This window comes from Bacillota bacterium, assembly GCA_012837285.1.
Taxonomy (GTDB): domain Bacteria; phylum Bacillota; class DTU030; order DUMP01; family DUMP01; genus DUNI01.
On record DURJ01000106.1, the window covers coordinates 1 to 2,749 of the forward strand.

At 48.8% G+C, this 2,749-nt stretch carries 2 protein-coding genes and 1 pseudogene; 1 reads left to right on the forward strand and 2 read right to left on the reverse strand.

Annotated elements, in window-relative coordinates; translation table 11 throughout:
* Both uppP and GX016_05940 read right to left on the reverse strand, forming a co-directional pair.
* A partial coding sequence (gene uppP / locus GX016_05935) for an undecaprenyl-diphosphatase UppP (GenBank protein ID HHT71099.1) occupies positions 1 to 733 on the reverse strand: 733 nt, incomplete at its 3' end.
* A 309-nt stretch (positions 734 to 1,042) separates the two neighbouring features.
* Positions 1,043 to 1,117 (reverse strand): annotated as a pseudogene (locus tag GX016_05940) (sodium ion-translocating decarboxylase subunit beta).
* A gap of 425 nt (positions 1,118 to 1,542) precedes the next feature.
* Here GX016_05940 and GX016_05945 point away from each other — a divergent pair.
* Complete coding sequence (locus tag GX016_05945) at positions 1,543 to 2,451, forward strand: bifunctional enoyl-CoA hydratase/phosphate acetyltransferase (GenBank protein HHT71100.1); 909 nt, start codon at positions 1,543 to 1,545, stop codon at positions 2,449 to 2,451.
* The last annotated feature ends 298 nt before the right edge of the window (positions 2,452 to 2,749 follow it).

Sequence of the window (2,749 nt, forward strand, 5' to 3'; positions counted from 1 at the left end):
AGATGGCAAAGACTAAGTAACTGCCCTGACGTAAGTATTGAAGTAAGAAGTGAATAGCCCAGTACCCCACCATTGCCGCCACTATTACACCTAGAACAAAGGGTAAATCAAGGGCAGCAAAAGTGATGTCCTTGAGTTTATAGAAGCCGGCACCGGCCACCATGGGTACCGACAGTAGGAAGGAAAAGCGCGCTGCCGCTTCTCGCTCCATGCCTACAAGAAGGCCCGCAGTCATGGTAATGCCAGACCTGGAAACGCCGGGAATAATGGCTGCACCCTGGGAAATGCCTACCAGAATACTGTCCAGCAATGTTACATCTTCTATTCGTCTTATCTTTCGCCCGCGCTTATCAGCCAGCCAAAGGACAATACCCATGGCAGCCAGCATCAGCGCTATCAGCCAAGGGCTCCGGAAAATGGTCTCAGCCTGTTCCTCGAACAGCAACCCAAGTATGGCTCCCGGAACCGAGGCCACCGCCAAATACCAGAATAGCTGTCCGTCTCTGCTTCGTGGCCGAGTCAGTCCAAAGAACACCACTTCCAAAAGCTCGCGCCAAAAATAGGCTATCACTGCCAACATAGTACCCAAATGTAAAGCCACATCGAAAGTAAGTCCGTGCTCAGGCCAATTGAAGAGCCATGGTACTAATACTAGATGGGCTGAGCTGGAAATAGGTAAGAATTCTCCTAAGCCCTGTACAATACCTAACACAACAGCTTGTAGAACGTTCATGCATTACTCTCCTCGGTTTGTTCTCCTCAAATATTCTTTCTGGACTCAAAACTTTCGTGATGACAATCATGCCTTACCTTAACAATAACGCCGTCCGAGTCCAAAACCCGGTACTCTCTTTCATTCTGTAAATACTGCTTCTGGTCAGCACCTGGTCTTGCGGTCAGTGGGGCCATTACCTCTTACCTGATTATAGTTCTAACAAAGCGCGGTTGTAAACAGGGGACTGTTCTCCTCTTGGTCTTATGCTTTTTTAGCCCACAGCAGGAAGGCAACTCCGATCATAAAGACCAATGTAAGTACAACAGTAAGCGGACGTGGAGACGTTTTACTTGATATGAAAATACTTGTCGGACCGTCGGCACCGCCGATAATCCCTATTGCTCCTGTGCCTCTTGTCGCCACGTTAAATTTATGAAGCAAATACTCCGGTACAAGAACTTCATTAAAAACCACTACTGCCAAGGAAATTACACTGACTATTGCTACGGCTACTGTAAGCTTTTGCACGCTTTCTTCACTCCTCTTAAGAACACGATCCAATTAAGAAACGTATATTCTAAACACATTATATGGTAAGAAAGACTTCTGTTCAATAATAATGACCGGTTGCTTCTTCTCGGCGAGCACGAAAGCCACAGTCTAGCCAAGGTAGCGCCCGCCTTCCTAAAGATCCAGTTCCTTTGTTCATGATATAGTTCGCTTCTTAGCAGGAAAAGTGACACAAAAGTAGAAATATCTCTATGTTGGCAAGCCTCCTCCAAGGCTTGCTACAATTTAGACAGGTTTTTACTGTGGAGGGGATGTAGATGAAAGATTTTCAAGAAGTCATCGCGGAGGCAAGAGCCCAAGGTCCGGTACGCGTAGCTGTAGCACAGGCAGCGGACCCCGAGGTCCTTACGGCAATCAAAGAGGCTAGACAAGCCGGGCTAGCAGAAGGAGTACTGGTGGGCAATCCAGGCACCATCTCCCACCTGCTAACTGAGCTGAACGAAGATGCAGCGGCTTATACCATAGTGCCAGCGGCCAGCCTGGACGAGTGTGCCTCAAAAGCTGTGGCCTTGGTCCGATCAGATGAGGCCGATGTGCTTATGAAAGGCTTGCTTCAGACAGCCACCTTCCTAAGACCGGTACTGGACAAGGAGAAAGGGCTGCGAGCCGGACAGCTAATCAGTCAGGCTAGTATTTTCGAGTGGCCCGAAAAAGAAAAACTCCTAATTGTAACCGACTGCGCCATTAACATAACCCCAGATCTGAAGCAAAAGAAAGGCATCCTGCAAAACGCCATTTGCCTGGCCCAGGCACTGGGCATTGAAAAACCGAAAGTGGCCGCTTTATGCGCTTTGGAATTGGTTAACCCAGATATGCCTGAAACTGTTGATGCGGCGGCCTTGGCCAAGATGGCTGACAGGGGCGAAATCAAAAACGCCGTGGTGGATGGGCCGTTAGCATTTGATAATGCCGTTTCGGAGGAAGCAGCCGCCCACAAGGGTATCTTCAGCCCTGTGGCCGGTAAGGTAGACATTCTCTTGGTGCCTGACATGAAAACCGGCAATGTAATCCACAAGTCATTTATTCACTTCGCTCATTTGAAAGGTGCCGCAATTGTCATCGGCGCTCGGGATCCACTCATTGCCACTTCCAGGAGTGACCATGCCGACACTAAGCTGAACTCATTAGCAGTAGCAAATCTACTGGCTCACTATCTGAAGAAATAGGTTACTAGTCAAAGACTGCAGCCGCAGTTTACTTCGCAACGTGAACGGGCCAGCCTGCTTGACAACAGGCGGCCTTTTTTCTTCATTGTTGAAAAAACTTCCTAGCCACCGATAAGTCGAGGAAAATCCCAATTTTAGGCCGGGAGCAAAGCTCCGCCCGATTAGCGCGGCTCAAGGCGAATAGTACTGGAACTACAAAAAGGATCACACCGTATCCCGGTGTATTGACAGCGACTTGTGGCTATGCTATGATAAGCCAAAATTACAGGTGCACACCTCATCTCTCCTGGAGGTGAGG

What these genes read in the sequence shown, in the direction of transcription:
- GX016_05945 (HHT71100.1), top strand. Translation starts at nt 1,543, where the DNA reads ATGAAAGATTTTCAAGAAGTCATCGCGGAGGCAAGAGCCCAAGGTCCG.